This is a genomic window from Massilia sp. Root133 (assembly GCF_001426525.1).
Taxonomy (GTDB): domain Bacteria; phylum Pseudomonadota; class Gammaproteobacteria; order Burkholderiales; family Burkholderiaceae_D; genus Telluria; species Telluria orientalis.
This window is the reverse complement of record NZ_LMEW01000023.1, coordinates 154,312-177,755: the sequence shown is the minus strand read 5'-3', so window position 1 is coordinate 177,755 and position 23,444 is coordinate 154,312. Positions and strand designations below refer to the sequence as shown.

Genomic DNA, 23,444 nt, shown 5'->3' with positions numbered 1-23,444 from the left:
GCCGGCACGATGTAAATCACGAGCGCGTCTTGCGCAGAGTGCGTGCCATCCTCACCCGATTCAAGCCACGAAGTGCGGCGCTTCGACGCCCTGTGCGCTGCCCACGATCTGGGCGATATTGGCATCGATGACGCCGGGGTCGCGCGCCATGGCGGCGCTGGCGAGGTCGACGATCGAGTCGATCAGGCCGGACGAGATGTCGAACGCCTTCGGTCCCATGTAGGCCGAAATCTCGGCCGCCGTGTCGAGGTGGTTCGTGTACTCGACGGCGACGGCGAGGCGGCCGTTGAAGACGACACTGTCGGCATTGTGCGCAGTCTGCGCCGCCTTGACCATCTCGCTGACCACGTGCTCGATGCTGAGGATGTGGTTGTCGAGGGCGTCGGTCCAGAATTTCACGCCTTCCGCATCGCCTTCGCGGCCAAACATGTTGTGGTACACCGCTTCCACCACGTCGTGGTTGCTCCTGCCGCCGTAATTCGCCTGGTATTCAGCCGACGTCGCAAAGTCGTGCTGGATCTGCGTGATCACGTTCGGATCCTGGTTCATGGCGCTGACCCAGAAGTTCAAGCCTTCGGGATCCGCGGGACGTCCGAAATATTCCACATACAGCTTCTGAATTTCACTCACATTGTCAGCCATCGCTGCCTCCATCTAACAGTTGTAAATTCATGCTACATGAATTGATGGACGGGAGGCGCACCGAACTCAGGCGCAACGGGCCGAGTTCCTCATGGATAGTATTTCTCAAGAGAAGTAACTACTTACATTCCGGAGTGTAATTGTTACTTCTCGGATAGCCAACAAAAAGGCCCGCTGCGCGGAACGCAGCGGGCCTCGTGAGTGTCAGACAGAGAACGTGTCAGCGGAAATAAGCCGCCACTTCGCGCACGTCGCTGTCGCCGAGCGTGCCGGCCGCCGCGCGCAGGCGCAGCAGACCGAGCAGGTAGGAATAGCGCGCCTGCGCGAGATCGCGCTGGCTCGAGTACAACTGTTGCTGGGCATTGAGCAGGTCGAGATTGATACGCACGCCACCCTTGATGCTCTGCTCGGTGGCGACCATCAGCTCCTTGCCGGACGCGACGGCCGTTTCCAGCGCCGTGACCTTGGCCACGCTGTTCTGCACGAGGTCGTAGGCCTTGCGCAGCTCGACCAGCACCTGGTTCGTGCGGTTGTCCAGGTCGGACTGGGCGCGGTTCCAGTTGTCGGCGGCCTGGCGCGTCTGCGCGCTGATGGCGCCGCCCTGGTAGATCGGGATGTTGACCTGCACGCCGATCGTGCGGTTCACGGAGTTCTGCTGGTAAGTCTGCAGCGACGCCGAGTCGTCCTTGCTGTAGGCCGCGATGAAATCGACGCGCGGCGCATGGCCCGCCTTGTTGCGCTGGATCTCCAGGCGCGCGTTCTCGACACCCAGGCGCGCGGACAGCAGTTGCGGATTGTGCGCGAGCGCGATGTTGCGCCACTCGTCCATCGACGCGGGCTTCAGCGGCTGGAAGTGGAAATTCGTCCCGAGTTTGTCGAGCGTGCCGGGTTCCATGCCGATGACGCCGGCCAGCGTGTCGCGCATCGCCTGGGCGTTGTCCTGCGTTTCCACCAGCTGGGCTTCCGCGAGGTCGAACCGCGCCTTGGTCTCGAGCATGTCGGTTTTCGTGCCCTCGCCTTTTTCGAACAGGCGCGCGTTGACCTTCATCTGCTCCTGGTACATATCGCGCTGCACGCGCGCGAGTTCCACCTGGTCTTCGGCGAACAGGGCATCGGCATACGCACCGACGACGCGCAGGATCACGTCGTTCGTATCCGCCTCGAACTGCTGGGCGCCCTGCTTCGCCTGGACCTTGCCCTGGCGGTAGCGCACGATGCCGTCCAGGTTCAGGATCGGCTGGCGCACCTGGATGGCGGACGACCGGCTGATGTAGCGGGGGTGGCTCGGAAACCACATGTTGTACTGCGACGAATACTGGTTGAGGTCCGCCACGTTGCGGTTCGCCGAATAGCTGGCCGACACCTGCGGCAGCAGGTTCGACCGCCCGAGGATCTCGTTTTCCTGCGCCGATTCCTTCTCGTAATAATGCATGCGGTACTGCGGATCGTTCTTCAGTGCCGCCTCGTAGGCCTGTTGCAGGCTGATCGCGCCCGCGTTGCCGGCGGCCAGCGCCAGCAATGCGGCCGCGGCCACGGCCGTCCTGATCGCTCGCGCCATCGTCATTCCTCGCTCATCGACGAATGGGCACGGTCGAAGACCGGCTTGAGCAGGTAGCTCATCATCGTGCGCTCGCCCGTCTTGACGAACAGTTCCGCCGGCATGCCGGGGCGGATGGCCATGTGGTGGGCGGCGATCATCTTCGCGCCTTCCGGCGTCACTTTCACGCGCACCTTGTAGTACGGCACGCCCGTGTGCTCGTCGACGCTGCGGTCGGCGGACACCGTCTCGACCTCGCCCGGAATGCGCGGCGTGCGGTTGGCATTGAAAGCCGAGAAGATCAGCTCGGTCGGCAGGCCCTTGTGCACCTTGTCGATCAGGTTGACGGCCAGCTGGCCCTCGACGATCAGCGGATCGTCGGCCGGCACGATGTCCATCATCTTGAAGCCCGGCGGCACGACGCCGCCGTTGGTGAACACGGCCAGGTTGACGACGGTGCCGTCGACCGGCGCCTTGACGTCGACGTTCGACAGTTCGAATTGCTGGGCGCTCATGCGCGCGCCCTGGGCTTCCGCCTCTTTCTGCGTCTCGCTCAGCTGGGTGCGCACTTCCTTCTGGTAGTCCTGCACGCGCTGCGCCTTGCGCAGGGTCAGTTCCATCACCTGGCGCTGGGCGCGGCCGATGTTGCCGATGTCTTCCGAGATCTCGCCCTGCAGCTGGGCGTAGGTGCGCTCCAGGTCCAGCAGGCGGTTGCGGGCGACGTAGCCATCCTTCGCCAGGTCGCGCATGCCCGCGAGCTGTTCCTTGAGGAAGCCCATCTGGGCCTTCTTGCTCTCGCGGCCTTCCTGCAGGCCCTGGATCTGCAACTTGAGGCCGGCGATGTTCTCGTCCACGCCGCCCAGCTCGCTCTGCAGCGACGCCTGGCGCGAGGCCAGCAGCTGGTTTTGCAGGGTCATCGTCTCGGCCACGCGCGGATCGCTGGCGCGCTTCGTCAGCTCGTCCGGGAAGCGAATGGTCTTCGCGCCGGCCTGCTCGGCCAGCAGGCGCGCCTCGGTGGCGCGCGCGTTGAGGTACTGGGCCTCGGTGATGTCGTAGCCCGCCTTGGCGGTGACGCCGTTCATGCGGACGAGCACCTGCCCCGCCTTCACGACGTCGCCATCCTTGACGAGGATTTCCTGGATGGTGCCGCCGGTCTGGTGCTGCACGGCCTTGCGGTTCGATTCCTTGGCGACCGTGCCGGACATCGGCACGCCCTTGTCGAGCGGCGCGAACGCTGCCCAGACCAGGAAGCCGACGACGCCGAGCAGGACGATGAGCCAGCCCAGGCGCGCGTAGGCGCGCGCATCGGTGTTGACGGTCAACGGCTCGACGTCATGGGTGATCACTTCGGTGGCCGCGGGCTTGCCCGCTTCCTTGCGCGCATCGTTGTGTTTCACGAGCTTCATTATTTGCTTCCTTGTTCCGTCGTTGCGGGCGCCTGCGCCTGCATGGCCTGGGCACGTGCCTGCGCGGCCTGCTGGGCTGCCTGCTGCTGGGCGGCGGCCTGCTGTTGCGCCGCCTTCTGGTTCGCTTCCTGGAGGGCGGCCAGCACCTGGTCGGTCGGGCCGAACATCTGGCCGACGCCGTCGCGCATCACGAGCAGCTTGCTGGTGGCGCCGATGATGCTGGTGCGGTGCGTGATCAGGACGATCGTCTTGCCACGCCGGCGCAGGTCGAGCACGGCCTGCACGAGCGCCTGTTCGCCGATCTCGTCGAGATTCGAATTCGGTTCGTCGAGGACGATCAGCGCCGGATCGCCGTACATGGCGCGGGCCAGGCCCAGGCGCTGCTTCTGGCCGCCGGACAGGCCGGCGCCGGCATCGCCCAGCGGCGTGTCATAGCCTTTCGGCAGGTGCAGGATCATGTCGTGCACGCCCGCACGCTTGGCGGCATCGACCACTTTTTCCGGATCGACTTCGCCGAAGCGGGCGATGTTGTCGCTGACGGTCCCGCCGAACAGTTCGATGTCTTGCGGCAGATAGCCGATGTTCGGGCCCAGTTCGCCCTTGTTCCAGCTGTAGATGTCGGCGCCGTCGAGGCGCACCTTGCCGCCCGCGGCGGGCCAGACGCCCACCAGCAGACGCGCCAGCGTCGACTTGCCGGAGCCGGACGGACCGACCACGCCCAGCGCGTCGCCCGGCGCGATGGCGAACGACAGGCCACGCACGACGGCCTGCGCCGCGCCCGGCGGGGCCGCGGTGACGCCTTCGACCGTCAGGATGCCTTCCGGCTTCGGCAGTTCCATGCCGGCGCTGCGCTCGGGATTACCGTTCAGCAGTTCCGCCAGGCGGCCATAGGCGCTGCGGGTGCTCGCCCACGATTTCCACACCGCGATCACCTGCTGCACCGGCGCCAGCGCGCGGCCCACGAGGATGGACGCGGCGATCATCATGCCCGGGGTGATGCGGCCGTCGATCGCCAGCAGCGCGCCGAAACCGAGCACGCCGGACGTCAGCGAGGACTGGACGAACTTGGTGATGGCGCCGACGACGCCGGCCTTCTGGCTGGCGTCCGCCTGCAGGTTCAGGAAGCGGCTGTGCAGCTTGAACCAGCGGCTCATCAGGTTGGGCAGCATGCCCATCGATTCGATGACTTCGGCGTTGCGCAGGTTGTTGGTCGCCAGCGTGCCGGCCATGATCGCCATGGTGTTGGCTTCGCTGAGCGGCGCGCGCGACACTTTTTCGTTGACGATGGCCAGCACGATCAGCACGGCGGTACCGCACAGCGCGAACAGGCCGAGCCAGGGCTCGAAGAAGAAGATGACGATCAGGTAGATCGGGAACCACGGCGCGTCGAAGAATGCGAACAGTGCGTTACCGGTCAGGAACTGGCGCAGGTTCGTCAGGTCGTTCAGCGCCTGCCCCGCGTTGCCGCCCGCCTTCTTGAGGTTCTGCTCGAAGGCCGCCGTGTAGACGCGCTTGTTCAGCATCATGTCGAACTTGGCGCCCACGCGCACGAGCACGAAGCTGCGCATCATTTCCAGCGCCGAGAGCAGCAGGAAGCCGCCGAGCATGATCAAGGTGAGCATGAGCAGCGTGATCCCGTTGCGGCTCGCCAGCACGCGGTCGTACACCTGCAGCATGTACAGCGAAGGCACGAGGGCCAACAGGTTCGTGATGGCACTGAACGTGCCCACGGTCACGAAGGTGCTCTTGAAGCTGCGTAGCGCGAGCTCGATCTCGTTCTTGGGTTGGGATTGTTTGTTGTTCATCTTCAGGCCGTCGTTGAGGTACTTGATGAATGGAAATACCCAATATCAAGCAGACGCGACATTATCGCCTAAAAGATCGAGAAAATGTGACGAGGATCACATTTTAATAACGCATTTGATTAAATCTCGGAGAGGTTGGGCCGCTACGTTGGTAACAACAGACAAAACACAAAGGGCCACGCTTTGCAGCATGGCCCCCGTAGGACATGGTTGGCTCCGGGACCGGTGCGTGTTATCCATCCGGCCGACACCCAGCAGATATGCTCCGCATTCGACAGCACTACAGAAGTCGCGACAACCGTTCCGCCGAACCCGCCCTGCCCTTGTCATTCAGCGCCATCCGCCGGAGCGGATGGCGACCGAAGCATCGATTAGACGATGAAGAAGTGGTCGGTAGCACCGTCTTCGGCGAAGTTCTTGATGCCGGTGATGCCAGCCAGCTGAACCAGCGTGTCGGTCGCGCCGCCCTGGACGAACACGTAGGAGTTACCCAGGTATTCGAACACGACAGCGGAGCCAGCGACGGTAGCAGCGCCGTCAGCCAGGCCGACAGCATCAGCCAGGGTCGACGGGCCGGCGCCGGTGAAGCTCAGCACGCCCTTCGAGATCTGGCCGCCGTCAGCAGCAACGGTACCAGCGAACGACAGCACGTCGGCGTCGGCGATTGCAGCAGCCTTGGCGGTTGCATCCGAACCCACGGCAGCGGCGGCGGTCTTCTCGAAGCCCGAGATCGACTCGACAGCACCGACGGTCGAAGCGCTGGTGATGGTGATCATGTCAGCGCCCGTGCCCAGCTTGATGGTGCCGCCGTTGGCGACGTCAGCCAGCGAGGCGGTCAGGCCACCGGTTGCAGCCGATGCGTCGATCGATGCCAGCTTGGTTGCGCCGGTGACCGAGTCGATCACCAGTTCGCTTGCGCCGGTGACGGTGACCGAGGTCAGCGCGTCGCTGGCGGTCAGCGTCAGGTGGTTTTCGGCGTTGGCGCCGCCCGAGGTGACAGCGATGGTCTTCGCTGCGCCAGCGGTCAGGGTCAGTGCCGAGACGTTGTCGCCAGCAGCTTTCGATGCGCCGACGAACGACGAGTCGAACACGACTTTCACGCCGGTGGCGTTGGTGGCGTTGACGGCTGCGTCAGCGCTGGTCGCGGTGGAGGTAGCAGCGTCGCCCGATTCGTCGATGTCCAGCGTGACGGTCAGGTCGCCAGCGACCTTCTGGGTCAGGCTCAGCGCGTTGGCGACGTTGGTGTCGCCGGTGACGCGGTAGCTCACGCCCGAACCCACGTTCAGCAGCGAAGCGCCGACGCCGACGTCAGCGGAAGCGACGATTTCGGTGACGGTGTTCTTCTGCGACAGGATGTCCACGTCCAGGGCCTTGGCCAGGCCTTTGGCGTCGAATGCGTCGAAGTTGCTGAATGCGCCCACGTTGGCCGAACCAACCAGGTTCAGCAGCAGGGTGTCGGTGCCAGCGCCGGCGTCGATCTTGTCGTTCGCGCCGATAGCGACGGTCGAGGTGAAGGTGTCGTTGCCTGCGCCCAGGTCGACGTTCAGCGCGCCGCTGCTGCGGCCGGTGACGTTGACGGTGTCGTTGCCGTCGCCAGCGACGATCGTCACGATGCCGTTGCCCGATGCGTTGACGGTGATCTTGTCGTTGCCTGCGCCGGTGTTGACGGTGGCGTTGACGGTTTCGTCAGCGGTGGTAGCCGAGTCATCCTTGACGGTTGCAGCAACCAGGGTCACGGTGTCGTTGCCCGAACCGGTCTTGATGTTGGCAACGGTCGTTTCGCTGTCGGCGTAGGTGATGGCGCCGGTGCTTGCGCTGGCGTCGATCGTGGTGACTGCCTTGCCGTTGGCGGTGGATGCCACGTTGGTAGCAACAGCGGTGTTGACCATCAGGGTCTGGACATCTTTGCCGCCGGTGATGTTCAGGTTGATGTTGCCAACGTCCGAGCCAGCATCGCCGCCGTCGACGACGGTGCCGCCCACGACGACGGTAGCCAGCGTGCCGGCAGCGCCCGAGGTCACGTTCAGGGTCGAGCCTTCGACGGCCTTGTCCAGAGCGATGGTTGCGGTTGCAGCAGCGTCAACAGCAGCGACACCCACTGCACCGTTCAGGCCGTGGAAGCCAGCGGTCGTGGTTGCAGACAGGTTGGTGACGTTGGCAGCAGCACCGGTCTGCCACAGGGCGGTCACGCCAGCGTATTTCGAAGCGTCGGTCAGGCCGGTTGCAGCGGCGCCGGTGTTGAAGATGTTGACGGTTTCGATGTTCTTGATCGTGGCATTGGCCGGGATCGAAGCATTGGTCGTGCCGTCGGTGTAGACGTTCAGCGTGTCCTTGCCTGCGCCGCCGTCGATCGAGTCGAATGCGCTCAGGGTCGACGATGCGGTCTGGCCGTCAGCTGCGACGTTCAGCGAGTTGAACACGTCGTTGCCGCTCGTGCCTGCCAGCGTGTCGACGCCGGTGGTCACGGAGAAGGTCGTGCCGTTGACGACGTTGCCCAGCTTGTCGATGGTGTCGTTGATGTTGGCCTGGTATGCGGTCAGGTTGGTGCTGCTGTTCACGCCCAGCAGCAGCGAACGTGCGGCTGCGGCAGCTGCGTCACCCGAGAACGAGGTGATCTCGGCCGGGGTGTCCAGTGCGGTCGTGAAGGCGGTGGCGACGGCCAGCTTGTTCTGCACGGTCAGTGCGTCCAGCTTGCCCTGGTCCGACGTGTTAGTCAGTGCTGCCTGGGTGATGGCGGCGGCGGCGTTGGCCTTGGTCAGTTCGCCGGTGTTGATGGCGTTGACCCAGAAGTCGAAGCCGGATTTGTCGGCGTCACGGCCCAGGACGTTCTGGTAGATGGCGTTGACGAATTTGCCGATGCCGATCTGGCTGTTGTCGTTGCCGTACAGGGCGACCGACTCAGCCGACGAGTTGAAGCTGTTCACCAGTTGCGACAGCGCGGTGGTGCCTGCCTTGTCGGCCTGCACAGCAGCTTGCACCGCGGCGAAGTCCTTCGGTGCGCCCATCTTGTCGAGGGCTGCCGCGAAATTCTGCAGGCCATAGTAGTCGGCCGGACGGCCGAAGTACGAAACGTACAGTTGCTGCACTACGCTGGTGTAGTCTTGTGCTGCCATGATGTGAAATCCTTTAAAGATTGTGGTTTAAACCAAGTCTGCTACCGGTTCGCGTGCCGAGATACGGAACGCTATTTGCAGAACTGCGAAGTATATTGCCAGACCACCAAAGTAGCGTTGTGACAGCCATCACAAAGCTACGAATTTTTACTTCATTAATACAATTTATTTACACGTTATTTCAGATACTCACGGATTTCCACGCAATTGACGCCATTTTCAGCGTCCCCACAGCGTGGCGCCGCTGACGGTAATGCCGGGCGTGGCGGAATTCTTGAAGATATAACCCGCCTGTTCGGCGTTCGAACCGCCCAGATAGCCGCGGATGATGGTGGGCGAGCCGATTCCCTCATACAGCATCCCCTTGTCGGTAATCACGCCGTTACCGATGACGTCGGCACGATCATTTCCCGCTCTCACGTCCAATGACGTGGAAAACGTTCTTTTGGAAAAGTCCATATTCAACTGCCCCGACTGGATATTGGCGGGGCGGTCGCCGATGCTATTCGACATGATCGCTTCACCACTCATCAATTTGAATGCGGCCGTACCGTCCCTCGGAAGTACGAGCTCCGTATTTTTTACGCGGGTAATGGCATACGGCGCGTAATAGGTGGCAATTTCCACATCGGCATCACCGATACGTCCCGGTTGCGCCGGCAGGCCGGCGAGCGCCTGCCAGCGGCCCCAGAAGATTTCCGGCGGCGACGGCTGGGTCGGTTTCGGCGGCGTAGGGTCGTTGATCACGACGGGCGGCGGCGTGACGACCGGCGGCGGCTCGTTCGACGCCGGCGGCGGCGTCACGGGACGCGCGCTGTTCAACGACTGCTCCGAGCGCTGCGGATCGAGGTTGACCTGGGCCGCCGGCGTCGCCGACAGCGCCTGCTTGGCGGCAGGTTCGTCGCTGCGCGGCTTTTCCGTCTGGTCCGGCGCCAGCGCCGGGTTCTGCAGCAGCTGCGGCACGCTGGTGCCGCGCTCCACCTGCAGCAGCAGGCCCGCCTGGCCGGCAAACAGTTCGCGTGCGCTGCGGCCCTCGCAGGGGCCCGTGCCCGCGGCCGTGCAGTTGGCGCCGAAGCCGCTCATCACGACGCCGCCGGACAGCACGGTCACGCGGGTGGTCTGCTGGTCGGTGTACACGGTGAAGTCGGTCCCGCGCACGCCGATCGCGGCAACGGGCGTGTTGAAGCGGAAGTTCTGCCGGGCCTGCTTGACACCCTGGCCGGAAATCGCCCGTGCCACGCCCCGCAGGAGCTCGAGCTTGACCTGCGTCTTCGACGGATCGGCCTTGTCGATCGAATACGTGACGACGCGCGCCGTACTGTTCGGGCGCAGGATCAGGAAACCGTTGTCGACGGTCTTCATATAGATATAGCCGTCGCCACCGGTCGACAGTTCGTCGCCCTCGCCCACCGCAGTATTGAGGGTGGCAGCGTGGCGGCCGACCTGGGCCTGTCCCGCGGTAAATACGACACGCCCGGCCTCGGCGGCGTACGCCATGTCGACAAGCGACCACATCAGGCCAATGGCCAGGGCGAGTTTTTTCAGCATAGAGTCCTCCATAACTAGCATTGTCCTGACGCAAATGCTAAAGTCTGTGACCGTCGTCACAAGTAACGATTGTTGCACTGAGGATTGGTTCAAGCAACATATAATTCCAGACTAACAAGCAGTTATACTTCGACATACACCAGCGTCCTGCGCCCTTCGTCTTCTTTATTGATGAGATTCCCCGGTTTCCTGCGTACCACCTTGCGCGATACAGGCATCCTGCGCGGCCTGATCGCGCTCGTGGCCCTGGCCATCGGGGGCTGGCTGCAGTGGCATGACGGCCCCGCTTTCACGGCCGCGGCCAACGAAGGGCTGCGCGACAAAACCATCCAGTTGCAGGCGACATCGGCACCGGAACGGCGCGTGCTCGTGGTCGACATCGACGAAAGCAGCGTCGCGCAGCTGCCGTGGCCGTGGCCCCGCGCGCGCATCGCCGACCTGGTCGAACTGGTGCTGGCGGACGGCGCCCGCGGCGTCGCACTGGATATCCTGCTCGAGAAACCGGCCGATACGTCCGGCGACCTGCGCCTTGCCATGCTGGCGAGCCACGGCCCCGTCGTGCTGGCCCAGATGTTCGACTACCTGCACGACGCCGCGCCCCTCGCGAGCGGCCGGCTGATCGGCGGCCGGCCTGCCCGGGCGACGGCCGGCACCCCGAGCGCGCATGGCTACCTGGCCAACCACGCGACATTCGCGGTGGCGCGTCACGCCGGCAACATCGGCGTGCTGCCCGACGCGGACGGCACCTTGCGCCGCCTGCCGATGCGGACCACGTACCAGGGCCAAGTCTATCCTACGCTCTCGCTCGCCTTACTCGAATGTTGCGGCGCCGCGACAGCCGCCGTGCCGCCGGTGCGTCCGGTGGAGCGCATCCCCTATTCCCGCGCCTGGTCGGCGTACGACGTCGTCAAGGCGCGCGACGTGCTCGCGGGCCGGATGCCGCCCGGCATGGCGCGCGGCCGGCTGGTGCTGATCGGCTCGTCCTCGCTGAGCCTCGGCGACCGCATTTCCACGCCGCTGGGCGCGTCCAGCGCCGGCCTGCTGGTCCACGCGTCGATGCTGACGTCGCTGCTGGACCGCCAGCAGGGCCTGGCACCCGCGCCGCTGCCCGGCCGCGCGATCGCGTTCGCCTTCACGCTGGCGGTCGTGCTGCTGACGGGCTATACGCTGCCGCGCATGGCCGCGGCCGCCAATGCGCTGCTGCTGGGCGCGAGCGCGTTCGTGTGGCTCGGCGTCGTGTGGCTGCTGGCGCCGCGCGATCCCGTCTTCGCGCCGGCGGCGCCGCTGTTCTGCTGCCTGTACCTGCTGGCCGTCGCGGTGCCGTTTCAGTGGGAACTGGCGCAGCGCCGCTCGCGCCAGCTGCTGGGGACACTGCGCCAGTACGTCGCCGGCGCCGTCGTCGACGAACTGCTGCGCAGCGACCTGCAGGACCCGCTGGCGCCGCGCCGGCTCGAGGTGACGACGCTCGTGGCGGACATGGAAGGCTATACGGGCCAGGTCGAGTCGCTGTCGCTGGAAGACGCGTCGCGCCTGACGACCGAATTCCTCGACTGCCTGACGCGCCCCGTGCTGGAGCATCGCGGCACGCTCGACAAATACACGGGCGACGGCCTCGTCGCGTTCTGGGGCGCGCCCCTGCCGGACGACGACCACGCCGATCTCGCCCTGGACGCCGCCGCCAGCATCCTGCGCGAAGTGGCGCGCTTCTCCGCGCTGCGCGTCGCCAACGGCAAGCCGGCGCTGCGCGTGCGCATCGGCATCGAAAGCGGTACCGCAATGGCCGGCGACTACGGCACGGCCGCGCGCAGCATCTATACGGCGGTGGGCGACAGCGTGAACACGGCCGCGCGCCTGGAACAGGCCGCACGCGACTATCCGCACGACGTGATCATCGGCGAAGGCACGGCAGCGCGGGCGCGGCGCCACCGCCTGCTGCCGCTGGGCGAGCGCCAGTTGCGCGGCAAGGAGCGGTCGCTCCGCATCTATACGCTGGAGCGCAACGCATGAGGCGCCTGGCCGTGTGCGCCGCGCTGGCCGCGGCGCTGTCGTCCTGTCTCGCCGCCGGCACGGTCCGCGCCCAGGAAGCGCCGCTCGCCATCGCCGCCGAGCCGGCCCAGCCGGGCGACCTGTACGCCGCGGCGCTGCTGGCCCTGGGCGAAGGCCGCCTCGAGGAAGCGGCCGCCCTGCTGCAGCGCGTCGTCGAGCGCGAACCGCGCCACGCCGGCGCGTGGCTCGACCTCGCCATCAGCCAGTGCGAACTGGGCAACGCGGCGGAGGCGGAGCGCCTGTTTTCCAGCCTCGAACAACGTATGGCCGTGCCGGCCGGCATCGAAGACGTGATCGCGCGCTACCGCGCCACCGGTTGCGGCAAGGCGCCGGCGCGCAGGGGCGGCGTCTGGCTGCTGGCCGCCACCCGCGGGCACGACGACAACGTCAACCAGGGCGCGAGCGATCCGCGCTTCACGATCGGCACGGGCAGCACCCAAACGGAATACCAGCTCGACCCGTCCTTCCTGCCCCGGGCCGACGCGTTCAGCCAGCTGTCCGCGTCCTGGCTGCGTCCGCTCGGCGATGCGGACAGCGACCTCATCGTCCAGGCGTACACGCGCCGGCACGACAACGTCCGCATGCAGGACACCGCCTCCGTGCTGGCCGCCGTCGAGCACACCTGGAAACCGTTCGCCTGGCGGCTGCGCGGCACCGCGGCGACCGGCTACGTGACGCTCGACGGCACCCTGTACCAGCGCCAGCAGCAAGTCCAGGCACGCCTGGCGCCCCCGGCGGCCCGGCTGGCACCCGGGGTCGAGCTCGCGGCCACGGCGAACTACAGCCATGTCACGTATCCGACACGCCCAGCCTATGACGGCAACACGGTCGAAATCGGCGGCATCTTCGGCTATCGCAGCGAATTCGGCCTGGCGCAGGCCACGCTGACCCGGCTGCACGACGCCAGCGCGGCGGACCGTCCCGGCGGCGACCGCAAGGGCTGGTTCGGCAACCTGCAATGGTCCGGCGACGTGACCGGCCGCCTGGGCCTGGAAGCGGGACTGAGCCACCAGATGTGGCAAAGCAGCGAGATCTATTCCCCCAACCTGATCGACAAGCGCCGGCGGCAAGATACGACGACGCTGCGTGCCGCCGGCCAGTGGCTGCTGCGGCCACACACCAGCCTGGTGCTGGAATGGCGCGGCACGTTCAATCGCGAGAACATCTCGCTGTTCCAATATAATAGTCGGGCTCTGCAGCTAAGTCTGCGATGGGATAATTTCTGACGCCGGGATTCGGTGTACAAGCAATCGACCGATATGTCCTGGGAACTGATCGTCTTCCTGGCTGCCGCAGCCGCGGTTGTCCTTGGCTGCCTGCTGCCGGCGCGCTGGCTGCCGTTATTGCCACACGACAAACTACTGCACTTCATCGCGTTTGCCGGACTGAGCGCGCTCGCGCTGCATATCGAACCCGCATGGCCCTGGCGCGCGGTCTGGCTGCTGGGGTTGCTGATGGCGGGGCTGGCGATCGAATTGCTGCAAAAAATGGTGCCCGGACGCAGTTTCTGCTGGCGCGACATGGCCGCCAACACGGCAGGCATTGTGGCTGCCACCCTGGTTTTCGGACTGTTACAAGTGATCTGAGACGCGAATGACATCGTCGAGCAAACGTAAGAACGAGACGGACAACGACATCGTCCCGAAGGAGCTGGTGCCGGATCCGGCCGCGGCCGCCAACGAACCGGCGCCGCAGGAAGTCAACGTGCACATCCACCTGCGCAAGATCCCGTTGCTGGCCAACCTCAGCGAGGAGCACATGCAGCGGGTGAAGTCCGACCTGCGCATCCGCCAGTACGCCAAGCGCGACATCGTCCTGCAAAAGGGCGCGGCCGGCGACAGCCTGCTGTTCCTGCTGACGGGCTCGCTGCAAGTCGTCGACGTCACGGAAGATGGCCGCGCGATCGGCCTGCGCCTGCTGCAACCGGGCGACTTCTTCGGCGAAATCGCCGTCATCAACGGCTCGATGCGCTCTGCGTCCGTCGTGGCGCTGACGTCCGTGCTGGTGGCATTGCTGCCGCGCGCGACGGCACTGTACCTGTTTTCCCACTCGCCGTCGGTCGCGAACCAGATGCTGCGCTTTTTGGCCGAGAAAGTGCAGCGCGATTCGGAATTCCGCGCCCTGCTCAGCATCCACAACACATCGCGCCGCATCTACACGTTCCTCAACCTGCTGAAGGAGCAAAAGGACGGCAACATGCAGGTCGTGGAAAACCTGCCCACGCATCAGGACATCGCCAACATGATCAACACGAGCCGCGAAACGGTGACCCGCGCCCTGCTCACCCTGGTGCAACAGGGCATCATCGAAAAAGGCACGCACCGCCTCATCATCGTCAAGCCGGACGCGCTGCAAAAGCTGATCGACGGCTGACGTTCGCGCCCATTCGTAACAATTGGTAAGACGTAAATTAGCGACTTGCAACATGTTATAATCAACAACTTACCATCCGGTTTTCCTCCTTTCGTCTCCCTATGATTTCCCGTTCCATGCTGGGTGGCGTCTGGCGCTATCGCGGCTTCATCGCGGGTAGCGTACGCCGCGAATTCCAGGCCAAGTACCGCAATTCCCTGCTGGGCGCCGCGTGGACCATCCTGAATCCCCTCGCGATGATCGTCGTGTACACCGTCATCTTTTCGCAGGTGATGGGCACGCGCCTGCAGGGCAGCACCGGCCACTTCGCGTACAGCATCTACCTGTGCGCGGGCGTGCTCACGTGGGGCCTGTTCGCCGAGATCACGTCGCGCGGCCAGAACGTCTTCCTCGAAAACGCCAACCTGATCAAGAAGCTGCAGTTTCCCCGCATCTGCCTGCCGATCGTCGTCGTGCTCAACGCGCTGGTCAATTTCGCGATCATCTTCGGCCTGTTCACCGTCTTCCTCGCCATCAGCGGCTCATTCCCCGGCTGGTCATTCCTGGCGCTGGTGCCCGTGCTCGGCGTGCTGGTGCTGTTCGCGATCGGCCTGGCCATGATACTGGGCGTGCTGAACGTGTTCTTCCGCGACGTCGGCCAGTTCTTCGCGATCGTGCTGCAGTTCTGGTTCTGGTTCACGCCGGTCGTCTATCCCGCCACGGCCCTGCCGCAGGACATCCGTCCGCTGCTGGCCTGGAACCCGATGGCGGCCGTCGTGCAGGCCTGCCAGGGCATCCTGCTGGACGGCCGGCTGCCGCATTGGAAAGGGCTGATGCCGGTCACGGTGCTGGCGCTGCTGTTCTGCGCGCTGGGGATGCACCTGTTCCGCAAGCGCGCGGGCGAAATGGTGGATGAACTGTAATGGGCGCGATCCGAGTCGAAAACCTGGGCAAGGCCTATAAACAGTACGGCAACCGCTGGAGCCGGCTGGCCGAATGGATCCTGCCCGGCAACCAGCCGCGCCACAAGCTGAAGTGGGTGCTGCAGGACATCAGCTTCGAACTGGCGCCGGGCGACGCCGTGGGCATCATCGGCATCAATGGCGCCGGCAAGAGCACGCTGCTCAAGCTGATCACCGGCACGACGCAGCCGACCACGGGCGGCGTGGCGATCAGCGGCCGCGTGGCGGCGCTGCTCGAACTGGGGATGGGCTTCCACCCCGATTTCACCGGCCGCCAGAACGTCTTCATGGCCGGCCAGCTGCTGGGCCTCGGCGTGCACGAGCTCGAGGAACTGATGCCGCAGATCGAGGCGTTCGCCGAGATCGGCGACTACATCGACCAGCCCGTGCGCGTGTACTCGTCCGGCATGCAGATGCGCCTCGCGTTCAGCGTGGCCACCGTGCGCCGGCCGGACGTGCTGATCGTGGACGAGGCGCTGTCCGTCGGCGACGCCTACTTCCAGCACAAGAGCTTCGACCGCATCCGCGAGTTCCGCAAGCAGGGCACGACGCTGCTGATCGTCAGCCACGACCGCGCCGCGATGCAGTCGATCTGCGACCGCGCGATCCTGCTCGACGGCGGGCGCCTGGCCAAGCAGGGCACGCCCGAGGAAGTGATGGACTACTACAACGCGCTGATCGCCGAGCGCGAAGGCACGACGGTGGAACAGGTGCGCACGCCGGAAGGCCGCGTCCAGACCACGTCCGGCAACGGCCACGCGAACGTCGTCGACGTCGCGCTGGAAAACGAGGAAGGCCGGGCGCTGGAAGTGCTGAACGTGGGCGTGCCGGCCACCCTGCGCATCCGCGTGCGCGTGAACAAGCCGCTGCCGCGCCTCGTGCTGGGCTACATGATCAAGGACCGCCTGGGCCAGCAGATCTTCGGCACCAACACGCACTTCCTCGACCACCCGCTGACGGACCTCGCGGCCGGCGAAACCATCGACTACCGCTTCCGCTTCCCGCTCAACCTGGGTCCGGGCAGCTATTCGATCACCACCGCCCTGACGAGCAACGAAACCCATCTGGCCGACAACTACGAATGGCGCGACCTGGCGTCCATCTTCATGGTCATGAACATGAACCGGCGCGAGTTCGTGGGCAGCAGTTGGCTGGAGCCGCAAGTGGAGATCCGGCGATGAGCCAGACATCGTTCTACCGCGCCTTCGAAGACCGCTACCGCGGTTCGCGCGACACCATCAAGGACCGGCTGCGCGCCTACGCCCCCTTCACCGATCCGCTGCTGCAGCAGGGCGCGCCGGCCGTCGCGCTCGACCTGGGCTGCGGCCGCGGCGAATGGCTGGAGCTGCTGGGCGAAAGCGGCTTCGATGCGCGCGGCGTGGACCTCGACGAGGGCATGCTGGCCGCGTGCCGCGAACGCGGCCTCGCCGCGCAGCACGGCGACGCGCTGGCCGCGCTGCGCGCCCAGCCGGACGCCAGCCTGGCGCTGGTCTCGGCCTTCCACCTCGTCGAGCACCTGCCGTTCGACCTCGTGCGCGAACTGATCGCCGAAGCGCTGCGCGCGCTGCGCCCGGGCGGCCTGCTCGTCATGGAGACGCCGAACCCGGAAAACCTGACGGTCGGCGCCACCAGCTTCTATCTCGATCCCTCGCACCTGCACCCGCTGCCTCCCGGCCTGCTCGGCTTCGCGGCCGAACACGCGGGCTTCGCACGCCAGCGCATCGTGCGCCTGCAGGAAGATCCGCAACTGCACACGGGCGCGCCGCTGGGCCTCATCAACGTGCTCGAAGGCGTCAGTCCCGACTACGCCGTGGTGGCGCAGAAGGCCGCCGACCCGGACACGCTGGCCCGCTTCGACGCCGCTTTCTCCGCCCGCTGGGGCATCACGCTGGGCCAGCTCGCGCTGCGCTACGAAGACCAGCTGGCCGGCCGCGACGCCGAGATCCACCACATCCTCGCCCGCGTCGAACGGCACGGCACCGACCTCGCGCAGCAACTGGCGAGCGCCCAGGCGCAGGCGCAGGAACTGCACCACGCGCTGGCGCGGCTGGACGAGCGCATCGGCCGGGCCGAGGCGCATGCGGCCGAGATGTCGCAGCGCGTCGTCGACCTGTTGTCGAGCACCTCGTGGCGCATCACCGAACCGCTGCGGCGCGCGATGACGCTGGCCCTCCGCCTGCGCAGCGCGCAGCGCGAAGGCCGTATCGGCAGCGGCATCAAGACGCGCGTAAAGGGCCTGGTGCGCCGCGCCGGCGGCGCCGTGCTGCGCCGTCCAGGGATGAAGCGCGCCGCGCGCGCCGTGCTGCGCAAGGTGCCGGCGCTGGAAGCCCGCCTGTACACGCTCATGCTGGACAACAGCGGCGCCGCGCGCGTGCGGCTGGACGACGAACCGGGCGAGCTGTCGCCGCGCGCCGCGCGCGCGTACCGCCAGCTGCGCCAACTGAAACAGGAACAAGCAAGGATGAACGATGCGGATCGTCATTGATCTCCAGGGCGCCCAGTCCGAAAGCCGCTACCGCGGCATCGGCCGCTATTCGCTCGCGCTGGCGCTGGGCGTGGCGCGCAATGCCGGCAGCCACGAGGTCTGGCTCGTGCTGAACGCCGCCCTGGGCAACGCCATCGACGACATCCGCCAGGCGTTCGCCGGCCTCGTGCCGCCGGAGCGCATCTGCGTGTTCGACATCGTCGGCCCGACGGCCGAATCGCATCCGCACAACGGCCCGCGCGCGCGCGCGTCCGAGCTGCTGCGCGAACACGCGATCGCCCAGCTGCGCCCGGACGCCGTGCTCGTCACGAGCCTGTTCGAAGGCTATGTGGACGATGCCGTCGTCTCGATCGGCCGCCTGGCGGACGGCGCGTCCACCGCGGCCGTCCTGTACGACCTGATCCCGTTCCTGAACCCGGACAAATACCTGGGCCAGCCGGAACAGCGCCACTATTACGAGCGCAAGATCGCCTCGCTGCGCCAGGCCGGCCTGCTGCTGGCGATTTCCGATTACTCGCGCCAGGAAGCCATCGACGCGCTGGGCCTCGATCCGGCGCGCGTCGTCTCGATCTCGACGGCCGTGGACGAGACGTTTTGCCCCGCCGCGCTCGACGCCGCGCACGCGGCCGCGCTGCGCACGCGCTTCGGCATCCGCCGCGCCTACCTGATGTGCGCGCCCGGCGGCTTCGACGCGCGCAAGAACATCGACGGCCTCGTCGCCGCCTACGGCATGCTGCCGCCCATGCAGCGCGCCGCGCACCAGCTGCTCATCGCCGGCAAGATCAACGACGGCGAGCGCCAGCGCCTGCGCGACCTCGCGCGCCGCCACGGCCTCGCGCCGGACGAGATGGTCCTGACGGGTTACGTGAGCGACGCCGACCTGATCGACCTGTACCGCGGCGCCGCGCTGTTCGTGTTCCCGTCGCTGCACGAAGGCTTCGGCCTGCCCGCGCTGGAAGCGATGGCGTGCGGCGCGCTCGTGATCGGCGCCGACAGCACCAGCGTCCCGGAAGTGATCGGCAACCCCGAAGCGCTGTTCGACCCGCGCGATCCGGCCGCCATCGCGGCGCGCATCCGCCAGGTGCTCGACGATCCGGCGCTGCAGGCGCGCCTGCGCGAGCACGGCGCCGTCCAGGCGCGCAAGTTCAGCTGGGACCACAGCGCCCGCCGCGCGATCGCCGCGCTGGAAGCGCATGCGGCCGCGCCGGCGCCGGCACCGGACACGCACGCCAAGCCGCGCATCGCCTTCCTGTCGCCGCTGCCGCCGGAGCGCACCGGCGTCGCCGACTACGCCGTGCGCGTGCTGCCCACGCTGCTGCCCCACTTCGACGTGGAACTGATCGTGCACCAGGCGGAGGTGACGCTGCCGCCGGAACTCGCGCACCTGCCGCGGCATCCGCTCGCATGGCTCGACGCGCATCCGGACCGCTACCGGCACATCGTCTACCAGTTCGGCAACAGCCCGTTCCACAGCCACATGATGCCGCTGCTGCAGCGCCATCCGGGCGTCGTCGTCCTGCACGACTTCTTCCTGAGCGGGATGCTCTCGTACGAGCAGGTCACGGGCGCGATGCCGGACGTGTGGACGCGCAGCCTGCTCCACTCGCACGGCTACGCGGCCGTGCAGGCCAGCATGGGGCCGGACGGCCTCGAACGCGCCAAGCAGGACTACCCGTGCAACCTGGAGATCCTGCAGGACGCGTCGCACGTGATCGTCCACTCCGACTACGCGCGCCAGCTCGCGCGCGAGTGGTACGGCCCGGAGGCCGGCGCCGACTGGAGCCCGGCGCAGCTGCCCCGCGCGGTCCCGGCCGAGAATGACCGCATGCGGGCGCGGCGCGCGCTCGGCATCGCGGACGACGCCTTCGTCGTCTGTAACTTCGGCTTCGTCGCGCCCACCAAGCACTGCCTGGAACTGCTGCAGGCCTGGCTCGCTTCCAGCCTGCACGGCGACACCCGCTGCCACCTCGTGTTCGTCGGCGCCAACCACGGCGGCGACTACGGCCGCCAGATGACGGACACCATCGCCGCCGCCCATGCGGGCGAACGCGTGCGCATCTCCGGCTGGACGTCGGACGACGATTATTTCCGCTGGCTGCAGGCCGCCGACCTCGGCGTGCAGCTGCGCACCAGCTCGCGCGGCGAGACGTCGGGCACGGTCCTCGACTGCATGATCTACGGCCTGCCCGTGATCATCAACGCCAACGGCGCAATGGCGGAATTCCCGCACGACGCCGTGTGGATGCTGCCGGACGTGTTTGAACAACACGCGCTCGTCGCCGCGCTGGAAACGCTGCGCGCCGACGACGCGCGCCGCCTCGCGCTGGGCGCCGCCGGCTTCGCGCTGATGGGCACGCGCAACAGCCCGGAACGCGTGGGCCTGATGTACAAGGCGGCCCTCGCGCGCGATGCGCAGAAACAGCGGCACGGCCGTCCCGCGTTGCTGCGCGCGCTGCTGGCGACGCCCGGCCTCGACGACGACGACGCCCTGCTGCAGCGTCTCGCGCGCTGCATCGCGCGCGCGCCCGACCCGCTGCAGCCGCGCCAGCTGCTGCTGGACGTGACGACGATCGCGCGCCACGACCTCAAGACGGGCATCGAGCGCGTCGTGCGCAACCAGCTGCAGGAACTGCTCAGGATGCGCGCGATCGGCTGGCGCGTCGAACCGGTGTACCTCGACGAAACGGGCGGCCACCCGCAATACCGCTACGCGCGCAACTACGCGGCGCGCCTGCTCGGCATCGACCAGGTGCTGCAGGGCCCGGACCCCGTGGTGGACGTGCTGGCCGGCGACATCTATTACTGCGCCGACCATTCGCCGCATGCCGCGATGACGGCCGCGCGCAGCGGTCTGTACGCCGCCTGGCGCGCGCGCGGCGTCTCCATCAACTTCACGGTGTACGACCTGCTGCCCGTGCTGCGGCCGGAATTCTTCCCGCCCCATGCCGACGTCACGCACGCGGCATTCCTCGACTGCGTGGCCGGCGAGGCGGACCGCCTGGTCTGCATCTCGCACGCGGTGTGCGACGACCTCGCCCAATGGCTGGCGACGCGCGACGCGGCGCGCCGGCCAGGCCAGCTGCTGACGGCGCTGCACCTGGGCGCCGACCTGGAACTGGAAAAGCCGCACGACGCGGTGCAATCGTCAGTCGCGGAGCAAGTCGCAGCGCGCCCGAGCTTCCTGATGGTGGGCACGATCGAGCCGCGCAAGGGCCACCTGCAGGCCATCGAGGCCTTCGAGCAGCTGTGGGCCGCGGGGGTGGACGTGAACCTCGTGATCGTGGGCCGCGAAGGCTGGAAGCCGCTGGCCGACGCCGACCGCCGCACGCTGCCCCGCATCATGGAACGCCTGCGCGGCAGTCCGGAACTGGGCCGCCGCCTGCTGTGGCTGGACGGCATCGACGACGACACGCTGCAGCAAGTCTACCTGGCCAGCACCTGCCTGCTGTTCCCCAGCGAGGGCGAAGGCTTCGGCCTGCCACTGATCGAGGCGGCGCACCACGGCCTGCCGCTGCTGGCGCGCGACCTGCCCGTGTTCCGCGAAGTGGCGGGCGAGCATGCGTATTACTTCTCGGGCCTGGACGGCGCGGCGCTGGCCGACGCGGTGCGCGTCTGGCTCGCGCTGCATGCCGAGGGGCGCCATCCGGCGTCGCAGGGCATGACGTGGATGACCTGGCGGGAACAGGCGCAGGCGCTACTGGCGCTGCTGTCCGCACCGGCCGCCTGACGCCGAGGTGCTCTGTGCGCGCACGTACAGAGCACCGACCGCCGCCCCGCCAGAATGAAGGCTTCGCAAGCCTTCATGTCCAGGGAAATCGTATGGTCGTCGGTCCGAAAAAAGAACAAACGCGCAACAGGAACGTCGAGGTGCAGGGCGGTGGCCAGAGCTATGGCGTGCGCGCCGACGGCGAGATCGAGGGCAATGCCTACGAGCCCATGGGCAGCCCCGGCGTCAACCACTGGCAGGCCACGTACATCGACCGCGATGGCTTGCAGGACCGCGGCAACATCTTCTTCGCCGCCGTCGAGATGACGCGCATGCCGATGGTCATCACGGATCCGCGCCAGCCCGATAACCCGATCGTGTTCTGCAATGGCGCCTTCCTCGACCTCACGCAGTACAAGGAAGACGACGTCGTTGGCCGCAACTGCCGCCTCCTGCAGGGCCCGCAGACGGATCGCAGCACGGTGGACGAGGTGCGCAAGGCGGTCGCCGAGCAGCGCGCCGTCGCCGTCGACATCCTGAACTACAAGGCCGACGGCACGCCGTTCTGGAACGCCCTGTTCATCGGCCCGATCTTCGACCAGGACGGCCAGCTGCTGTATTTCTTCGCGTCGCAGATGGACGTCACGGAGCGCCGCACGAGCCAGGAATCGCACCTGCAGGCGCAGAAGATGGAAGCGATCGGCCAGCTGACGGCCGGCATGGCGCACGACTTCAACAACCTGCTGCAAGTCATCAACGGCAACCTGGAAGTCGCGCTGATCAGCCTCGACAAGCCGGACATGGCGCGCACCGCACTGGAACGGGCGCAGCGCGCGGCCATGCGGGCCGGCAAGCTCACCCAGCAGCTGCTGACGTTCGCGCGCAAGCAGCGGCTGGAACCCAAGGCCATCAACATCAACACCCTCGTCGTGGAATTTTCCGAGATGCTCGTGCGCACGCTGGGCGAGAAGGTCGACCTGCGCCTCGACCTGCGTCCGGGCCTGCCGCTGTGCTACCTCGATCCGACGCACCTGGAGATGGCCCTGCTGAACGTGCTGATCAACGCGCGCGATGCCATGCCGGACGGCGGCCAGGTGACGGTCGGCACCGCCATCGTGCGTAGCGAGGAGCGCATCTCCCATGTCGACCTGTGCGTGGTCGACAAGGGCACCGGCATGCCGCCCGAAGTCCTGCAGCGCGCGACCGAGCCCTTCTTCACGACCAAGGGACCGGGCACGGGGCTCGGCCTGGCGATGGTGCACGGCTTCGTGCAGCAGTCGCACGGCCGCCTGGAAATCGACAGCAAGCCGGGCGAAGGCACGACGGTGCGCATGATCTTCCCCGTGGCCGACAATGGCCAGGACGGTGCCGGCGGCGCGGGTCCGGAGCTCGACGCGACGACACCGGAAACGGACGCCATGGCGGGCAGCCGGCCCAGCGTGCTCGTGGTGGAAGACAACGACGACGTGCGCGAACTGGCGGAGAGCGTGCTGGGCATGGCCGGCTACGCGGTGCTGGCGGCCGCCAGCGGCGAACAGGCGCTGGACCTGCTGCGCGAAGGCGCGCGGGTGGACCTGCTGTTCACGGACGTGATCATGCCGGGCGGGATGAACGGCCTGCAGCTGGTCGACGAAGCGCGCCGGCTGCGCCCGCGCCTGCAGGTGCTCGTCACGACGGGCTACATGGACGAACTGCCGGGACGCGGGCAGGGCCAGCGGCTGAATATCCTCGCCAAGCCGTACAAGCATGGCGATCTGCTGGAGCGGGTGGAGGCGGCGCTGGGAAAGGAAGTCTAATTACCGTCGCCCCCGCGCAGGCGGGGGCCCAATGTTGCATGCGGTG

The 23,444-nt window shown here is 66.8% G+C and carries 15 protein-coding genes; 9 read left to right on the top strand and 6 right to left on the bottom strand.

What is annotated here, in order from left to right; genetic code table 11:
* Positions 1–60: 60 nt before the first annotated feature.
* The 6 genes from ASD28_RS16775 to ASD28_RS16750 form a co-directional block, all read right to left on the bottom strand.
* Positions 61–606 (bottom strand): DUF4214 domain-containing protein, encoded by a 546-nt coding sequence (locus tag ASD28_RS16775; RefSeq protein WP_162252941.1) that lies wholly within the window; start codon positions 604–606, stop codon positions 61–63.
* A 256-nt stretch (positions 607–862) separates the two neighbouring features.
* Complete coding sequence (locus ASD28_RS16770; protein WP_229412011.1) at positions 863–2,206, bottom strand: TolC family outer membrane protein; 1,344 nt, start codon at positions 2,204–2,206, stop codon at positions 863–865.
* A complete protein-coding gene (locus ASD28_RS16765; RefSeq protein ID WP_056130265.1) occupies positions 2,203–3,585 on the bottom strand; it encodes an HlyD family type I secretion periplasmic adaptor subunit in 1,383 nt (460 codons plus the stop codon). The genes ASD28_RS16770 and ASD28_RS16765 overlap by 4 nt, the downstream gene beginning before the upstream one ends.
* On the bottom strand, positions 3,585–5,390 hold the full coding sequence (locus ASD28_RS16760; protein WP_056130262.1) for a type I secretion system permease/ATPase: 1,806 nt from the start codon (positions 5,388–5,390) through the stop codon (positions 3,585–3,587). Before ASD28_RS16760 ends, ASD28_RS16765 begins: the two co-directional genes overlap by 1 nt.
* 371 nt (positions 5,391–5,761) lie before the next feature.
* Complete coding sequence (locus tag ASD28_RS16755) at positions 5,762–8,503, bottom strand: DUF4214 domain-containing protein (RefSeq protein ID WP_056130260.1); 2,742 nt, start codon at positions 8,501–8,503, stop codon at positions 5,762–5,764.
* A 219-nt stretch (positions 8,504–8,722) separates the two neighbouring features.
* Entirely contained in the window at positions 8,723–10,051 is a 1,329-nt protein-coding gene (locus ASD28_RS16750; protein ID WP_056130257.1) for a FecR domain-containing protein, read from the bottom strand.
* Between the two features lie 171 nt (positions 10,052–10,222).
* Here ASD28_RS16750 and ASD28_RS16745 point away from each other — a divergent pair, with 171 nt between their 5' ends.
* The 9 genes from ASD28_RS16745 (at position 10,223) to ASD28_RS16705 (ending at position 23,398) form a co-directional block, all read left to right on the top strand.
* Entirely contained in the window at positions 10,223–12,058 is a 1,836-nt protein-coding gene (locus tag ASD28_RS16745; RefSeq protein WP_082577123.1) for an adenylate/guanylate cyclase domain-containing protein, read from the top strand.
* Entirely contained in the window at positions 12,055–13,323 is a 1,269-nt protein-coding gene (locus ASD28_RS16740) for a tetratricopeptide repeat protein (protein WP_056130249.1), read from the top strand. Before ASD28_RS16745 ends, ASD28_RS16740 begins: the two co-directional genes overlap by 4 nt.
* 33 nt (positions 13,324–13,356) lie before the next feature.
* Complete coding sequence (locus ASD28_RS16735; protein ID WP_056130247.1) at positions 13,357–13,683, top strand: VanZ family protein; 327 nt, start codon at positions 13,357–13,359, stop codon at positions 13,681–13,683.
* A gap of 7 nt (positions 13,684–13,690) precedes the next feature.
* Positions 13,691–14,470: a Crp/Fnr family transcriptional regulator gene (locus tag ASD28_RS16730; protein WP_082577122.1), complete on the top strand. Its 780-nt coding sequence runs from the start codon at positions 13,691–13,693 to the stop codon at positions 14,468–14,470.
* A 101-nt stretch (positions 14,471–14,571) separates the two neighbouring features.
* On the top strand, positions 14,572–15,372 hold the full coding sequence (locus ASD28_RS16725; protein ID WP_056130245.1) for an ABC transporter permease: 801 nt from the start codon (positions 14,572–14,574) through the stop codon (positions 15,370–15,372).
* On the top strand, positions 15,372–16,592 hold the full coding sequence (locus ASD28_RS16720) for an ABC transporter ATP-binding protein (protein ID WP_056130244.1): 1,221 nt from the start codon (positions 15,372–15,374) through the stop codon (positions 16,590–16,592). The genes ASD28_RS16725 and ASD28_RS16720 overlap by 1 nt, the downstream gene beginning before the upstream one ends.
* The gene (locus ASD28_RS31190; protein WP_156403700.1) at positions 16,589–17,896 is read left to right on the top strand and encodes a class I SAM-dependent methyltransferase; all 1,308 of its coding nucleotides are present in this window, start codon (positions 16,589–16,591) and stop codon (positions 17,894–17,896) included. The genes ASD28_RS16720 and ASD28_RS31190 overlap by 4 nt, the downstream gene beginning before the upstream one ends.
* Complete coding sequence (locus ASD28_RS16710) at positions 17,880–21,623, top strand: glycosyltransferase (protein ID WP_056130242.1); 3,744 nt, start codon at positions 17,880–17,882, stop codon at positions 21,621–21,623. The genes ASD28_RS31190 and ASD28_RS16710 overlap by 17 nt, the downstream gene beginning before the upstream one ends.
* A 92-nt stretch (positions 21,624–21,715) precedes the next feature.
* On the top strand, positions 21,716–23,398 hold the full coding sequence (locus ASD28_RS16705) for a histidine kinase famiy protein (RefSeq protein ID WP_056130240.1): 1,683 nt from the start codon (positions 21,716–21,718) through the stop codon (positions 23,396–23,398).
* The last annotated feature ends 46 nt before the right edge of the window (positions 23,399–23,444 follow it).